At 76.8% G+C, this 5,450-nt stretch carries 7 protein-coding genes; 2 read left to right on the top strand and 5 right to left on the bottom strand.

Translation table 11 applies throughout. The features are described 5' to 3' along the window. The 3 genes from GTW43_RS08660 to GTW43_RS08650 all read right to left on the bottom strand — a co-directional run. Positions 1–628 (bottom strand): DUF4142 domain-containing protein (locus GTW43_RS08660; protein WP_161301049.1); only part of this gene is annotated, 628 nt, incomplete at its 3' end. Between the two features lie 91 nt (positions 629–719). Then, positions 720–2,033 (bottom strand): DUF692 domain-containing protein, encoded by a 1,314-nt coding sequence (locus GTW43_RS08655; RefSeq protein ID WP_161301048.1) that lies wholly within the window; start codon positions 2,031–2,033, stop codon positions 720–722. A gap of 120 nt (positions 2,034–2,153) precedes the next feature. Next, positions 2,154–2,921 carry a peptidyl-tRNA hydrolase gene (locus GTW43_RS08650; RefSeq protein ID WP_237536481.1) on the bottom strand — a complete coding sequence of 256 codons (768 nt, stop codon included), beginning with the start codon at positions 2,919–2,921 and terminating at the stop codon, positions 2,154–2,156. A 61-nt stretch (positions 2,922–2,982) separates the two neighbouring features. Between GTW43_RS08650 and GTW43_RS37895 the strand changes: the two genes are divergently transcribed. Continuing rightward, positions 2,983–3,858, top strand: coding sequence for an ATP-binding cassette domain-containing protein (locus GTW43_RS37895; protein WP_237536480.1), 876 nt, complete (start codon positions 2,983–2,985; stop codon positions 3,856–3,858). Next, positions 3,855–4,520 carry an ABC transporter gene (locus GTW43_RS37890; protein WP_237536479.1) on the top strand — a complete coding sequence of 222 codons (666 nt, stop codon included), beginning with the start codon at positions 3,855–3,857 and terminating at the stop codon, positions 4,518–4,520. Before GTW43_RS37895 ends, GTW43_RS37890 begins: the two co-directional genes overlap by 4 nt. A 30-nt stretch (positions 4,521–4,550) precedes the next feature. Here the strand turns inward: GTW43_RS37890 and GTW43_RS08640 are convergent, their stop codons facing one another. Both GTW43_RS08640 and GTW43_RS08635 read right to left on the bottom strand, forming a co-directional pair. Then, positions 4,551–4,733, bottom strand: a complete 183-nt coding sequence (locus GTW43_RS08640; RefSeq protein WP_161301047.1) for a hypothetical protein — start codon at positions 4,731–4,733, stop codon at positions 4,551–4,553. A gap of 40 nt (positions 4,734–4,773) precedes the next feature. Next, on the bottom strand, positions 4,774–5,450 hold a 677-nt coding region (locus GTW43_RS08635), incomplete at its 5' end, for a polysaccharide deacetylase family protein (protein ID WP_237536478.1).

Below are 5,450 nucleotides of genomic sequence, written 5' to 3'. Positions count from 1 at the left end.
TCGCGGTCGCCGCGTCCCGGGCCAGCGCGTCGAAGTCCACGAGCCCGGTGGCCTCCAGGACCTTCATGTGGTCGAGGACCGTCGTGTTCGCGTCGTCGGCGAGCTCGCGCACCAGCGCGTTCCTCGTCGTCGCGCGGACCTCGGCGACGAGCGAGAACACCTGGCCGTGGGCGCCGCGCAGCAGGTTGGCGAACAGCCGCTCGTAGGCCTCGCCGTGCGCGTCCGTCAGCTCCCGCAGCCAGCCGCGCTGGGCGGCGGTCGGCTGGTTGGGCAGCTCGAGGCCCAGCCGGGCCGCCACCTCACGCACCCGGGCGTCCAGGAACGTGTGCCCCTCGACGAGATGCTCGCCCGCCGTCTCGACGGCCCGGCTCGGCGCCCGTTCCTCGGCCTGCTGCCCGGCCGGCAGCTCCCACAGTCCGGCCAGCCGCACCTTCGTCAGGAACAGCCGGTCGGTCGCCGACAGCGGCCCGTACCGCGTCGCCACGGACTGCGCGTCGAGCGCGGCCGGTCCGGTGCCCGCGCGGTCGGCGTACGACCAGACCGGCCAGACGAGCGCGGCGAGCGTCGCCGCGAGGGCGGACAGGATCAGGGCGGTGCCGCCGACATGGCGGGGTAAGTGCGGTCGCATACGTGCCTCCTGGTGCGGATCCGCACGCTAATGCGCACCCCGCTCCGGACGCCGCCCGACCGCCCCGGACTACGTCAGCTGCGGTACCGCGTCATCCCCTGCGCAGCGCGAACCGTGCGGCCCGCACGGCCCGTGCCACCGGACGGCCGGTCAGCGGCGCGGGCCCCGACCGCTCCAGCCACCAGTCGGTCAGCCGGCGCCGGGGGGCCGGGTCCGTGACGCGCCGGCCGAGCAGCAGGTCCTCGGCGAAGTCCAGCGCGTCCCGCCGGTACCCGCCCGTCATCGGCCGCCGCTGGGCGTACCCGAGGAACGCCTCCCGGTACGCGGACGCGCCCAGGATCTGCGGCAGTTCGGGCGCCACCTTCGCCACCACGTCGGCCCGCTTGCCCGCGAGTGCCCGTGCCTGCACCGCCAGCCGTGTCCGGTCGAAGCCCTCGGGCGCGGGCGTGCCCGCCACCAGGGCGGACAGCAGCGCCGCCTGGGCGAGTCCGACCCGGCCGCGGGCCGCCTCGACGGCCGGCCCCGCGGAATCCTGGGCGGCCGGGTGCGGCACCGCGCCCGCCGGTGCCGCACCGGCCGCCACGACCTCCCGGATCCGCTCGACCTCCCGGCCCAGCTCCGCCGGGTCGTCGGGGAAGTTCTCGTCCCGCTCCAGGAGCACTCCCGGCGGCGTCACCCGGGACACCAGCTCGGCCAGGACGTCGAGCACCGGCTCCGGCACCGGGTGGGCGTGACTGTCGTGCCAGACGCCGTCCCGCTCGAAGCCGCCCGCGACATGCACGTACGCGATGGCCTCGACCGGCAGTTCGGACAGCGCCTTCGCGGGGTCCTCGCCCCGGTTCACGTGGTTGGTGTGCAGGTTCGCGACGTCGATCAGGAGCCTGACCCCGGTGCGCTCGACGAGCTCGTACAGGAACTGGCCCTCTGTCATCTCCTCGCCCGGCCAGGAGAACAGCGCCGCGATGTTCTCCACCGCGAGCGGCACCGGCAGCGCGTCCTGCGCGATCCGCACGTTCGCGCACAGCACGTCGAGCGCGTCCCGGGTCCGGGGCACCGGCAGCAGGTGTCCGGCCTCGAGGAGCGGCGTCGCGGTGCGCTCACCGCCCGCCCGGACGAAGGCGATGTGCTCGGTGACCAGCGGCGCGTCCAGCGCCTGCGCGCGGGCGGCCAGGTCGGCGAGCCGCCCCTCGTCGGGCCGGTCCGCGCCGCCGAGCCCCAGCGACACCCCGTGCGGCACGACGGTCACCCCGCGCTCGCGCAGCCGCACCAGGGAGTCCGGCAGATGCCCCGGGCAGACGTTCTCGGCGACAGCCTCCACCCAGTCGATCCCGGGCATGGCCTCGACCACGTCGGCGATCTCCGGCCGCCACCCGATCCCCGTCCCCAGCTGTGTCAGTCGCTCCATGTCCGTCCCCCTCCGCCCGCGTGCGTGTGCCGCCGCGTGCTGGTGTCATGACCGGGGCACGCCGGGGTGAACCCCGGTCAGGGGACGTTCAGAGCAACATTTGAGGTTCCGGCGCGGCGCTCACGGCGCCGCGACGCGGCCGAGCGGCGCGTACTTCAGGCCGCCCTCGGACACGACCGTGCACGAACCGGGCGCGATCTCCGTGAAGCCCGCGTCGCGGACCACGGGCAGTGCGGCGCGGGTCAGGGGCGCCCACCGGGCGGGCGCCGCCGTGCGGACGGCGAGGGGGAAGCCCGCCTCGCGCCACTCCGTGCGCTGCGCGTCGGTCAGCGCCCACCACGCGAGCTGCGCTCCGTGTCCCGCCTGCGCCATCGCCTTGCCCGCGGTCATGCCCAGGCCGGGATTGAGCCAGAGCGTCGGGGCGTCCGGGTCGGGGGCGGCCGGCGGCTCCGGGTCGTCGAGGTCCGTGCCCGAGACCTGGAGCCGGGCCAGGTCCTTCGGCCAGCCGTCCAGCGGGACCGGCGGGAAGACCCGCACCTCGGCCCCGCCGTCCGTCACGGTGATCCCGTCCAGGGCCTCGGCCCTGCGCCACTCGGCGCCGCGGGCCCTGCGCACCACCTTGCGGATCCGCGCGTCCTGCCAGTCCCGCACGGCCTGCGCCCAGACGCCGTCGCCGAGCGCCCGCTCGTCCGACAGGAGCACCAGGACGGCGCGGGCCGCGGCCTCCAGGGCGGCGGTGCGGGCCGGCGGCTCGGCGCGCTCGATCCGCACCACGAGCGGCAGCACGAACTGCGGCGCCTCGTCACGCGCGGTGGGCTCGGTACGGAACGGGCTGTCGGCGGAGGCCGTCTCGCCGGCCGGGACGTCGTCGCTGGTCACGTCCTCCAGTCTGCCAGCAGCCCGGGACACGGCGCCCCGCGCGTCCCGCCGATGCGTCACCATGGTCGCCATGCCGACCGACCAGCCCGCCGTCCCGCTCGCCCTCCGCCGCGTCGGGCGCCGCTACGGGCTCGGCGGACCCTGGGTGCTGCGCGACGTCGACCTCGACGTCGAGGCGGGCACCCTGGTCCGGGTGCGCGGCGCGAACGGCTCGGGCAAGTCCACCCTCCTGCGCGTCATCGCCGGGCTCGACGCCCCCGGCGAGGGCCGCGTCCTCGGCCGCCCGCGCACCGCCTACGTGCCCGAACGCTTCCCGGCCGCCCTGCCGTTCACCGCCCTCGCCTACCTCACCCACCTCGGCCGCATCCACGGCCTGGCCCGCGCCGAGGCGGCCCGCCGGGCGCGCGAGCAGCTGGAGCGGTTCGGCGCCGCCGCGTACGCGGGCACCCCGCTCGCCGAGCTGTCCAAGGGCAGCAGCCAGAAGGTGGCCGTCGCCCAGGCGCTGCTCGCCGCCCCGGAGCTGCTCGTCCTCGACGAGGCCTGGACCGGGCTCGACCCGGCCGCGCGCGCCGAACTCGACCGGGCCGTCGCCGAGCGGACCGCCGCGGGCGGCGCCGTCGTGTACGTCGACCACGACCCGCGGCGCCTGGCCGGCGCCGCCGACGCGGTGGTCGAGGTGGCGGGGGCCCGCGTCGTGCCCGTGCCGCGCGAGGGGCCCGCGGCCGGCGGCCCGTCCGTCGAGGTCGAGGCCACCGGAGCGGCCGGGCAGGACCCGGCCGGGCTGCCGCACCCGCACACCCTGGCCCGGCTCGACGCCCGCACCGTGCGCGTCACCGCGCCCGCCACTCACTCCGACGCCGTGCTGCGTGCGCTGCTCGACGCGCATCCGCCCTGGCACGTCGTCGCCGTCCGTCCCGCCCCGTCCCTGTCCCCGGAGCGCCGATGACCGCCCTGCTCGCCTACCAGAGCGGGCTGCTGCTGCGCTCCCAGCGCTGGCTCGCGCCCGTCGTCCTGTACGCGGCGCTGCTCGCCGTCGGACTGCAGGGCGGGCAGCCGATCCTCGACTGCCTCGGGTACGCCGCGGCCGGACTGCTGCCCACGGGCGCCTGGGCCGCCCGGATCTGCGTGTCCAACGAGCCTCCCGCGGCCCGCAGTTGCACCGCGGCGGCCACCTCGCCCCGGCGCGCACACCTCGCGAGCCTGGTCACCGCGCTGGCCGCGACCGCGCTGCTCGGCGCCCTCGCCACCCTCCTCGTGACCCTCGTCGCGGACGGCGTGAGCACCGGCCACCGGGTGAGCGTCGCCGTGCTGCCCGCCGCGGGCGCCGGGCTGCTGACCGCCTGGACCTGCGCGCTCGTCGGCATCGCGGTGGGCGCCGTCACCACCTGGCCGCTGATCAGGGCGACCGGCGCGGGTGTCGCCGCGCTGCTGCTCGCCACCGTGCTCTCGCTCGTCGTCCCCGGCTCCCCGGCGCGCGCCGCGGTCACCGCCATGATCACCGGCTCGCAGCACGGCACCGTGCCCTTCCCCGCACTGCCGTTCCTCGGGGCGGTGGCCCTGGCCGCGGTGTGCACGGCGGTGGCCTGCGCGTGCGCCGACCGCCGCTGACGCGGCGCACGGGCGGGGCCGGACGCGCACTCAGCCCGAGCAGGCGCCGCGCTGCGCCTCCTGCCACTCGCACACCGGGCACAGCGTCGCGCCCTTGGTGGACTCCGGGTACTCGGTGGGCTCCCGGCACAGCACGCACTCGGCGAACGGGCCCTCGGCCGCGGCGGCACCGGGGGAGGGGGCGGGTGCGGGGGAGCAGTAGTCGTCGGCCATGCCCCCAGCGTACGGACGCTCGGGTCCAGCGTACGGACGCTCAGGCCCGGGGCGCGGACCCGATCAGCTGGGAGACCCGCACGAACCGGTAGCCCTTCCTGCGCAGCTCCGGCACGACCGAGCGCACCACGCGCTCCGTCGTCGGCGCCGCGCTGCGCGTGCAGTGCATGACGACGACCGACCCCGGCCGCACTCCGTCGAGCACCTGCTGCCGCACGGCGTCGGCGTCCGTCGCGAACGCGTCCCCGCTCACGACGTCCCACTGCACCGCCGTGACGCCGGTCGGGGTGAGGGTCCGCAGCGCCTGCTGGTCGTAACAGCCGCCGGGGAAGCGGAAGTACGGCACGACGTGCCGTACGCCCGCCGTGCGGAACGCGGTGAACGCCTTCTCGACGTCCGTCCGCATCCGCGCGGGCGGCACGGTGGGCAGTCCGTAGCAGTCGCCGGTGAAGGCGTAGTGGCTGTACGAGTGGTTCGCGACCTCGAAGAGCGGATCGGATCCGATGGCCCGGGCCTGCGCCGGGTACTGGTCCGCCCAACGCCCGGTCATGAACAGGGTGGCCGGCACCTTCAGCTCCCGCAGCGCCGACAGCAGCCCCGGGTTGTCGAAGTGCTCGCCCGCCGCCGCGCGCGGGCCCTCGTCGGCGGTCATGTCGGCGTCGAAGGTCAGCGCGACGACACGGTCCCCGGTGCGCGGGGCGCTCTTGAAGACGCGGG

Source organism: Streptomyces sp. SID5785 (genome assembly GCF_009870065.1).
Classification (GTDB): Bacteria; Actinomycetota; Actinomycetes; order Streptomycetales; family Streptomycetaceae; genus Streptomyces.
Note: the sequence above shows the minus strand (reverse complement) of the source record. Positions and strands in the feature narration are given on the sequence as shown.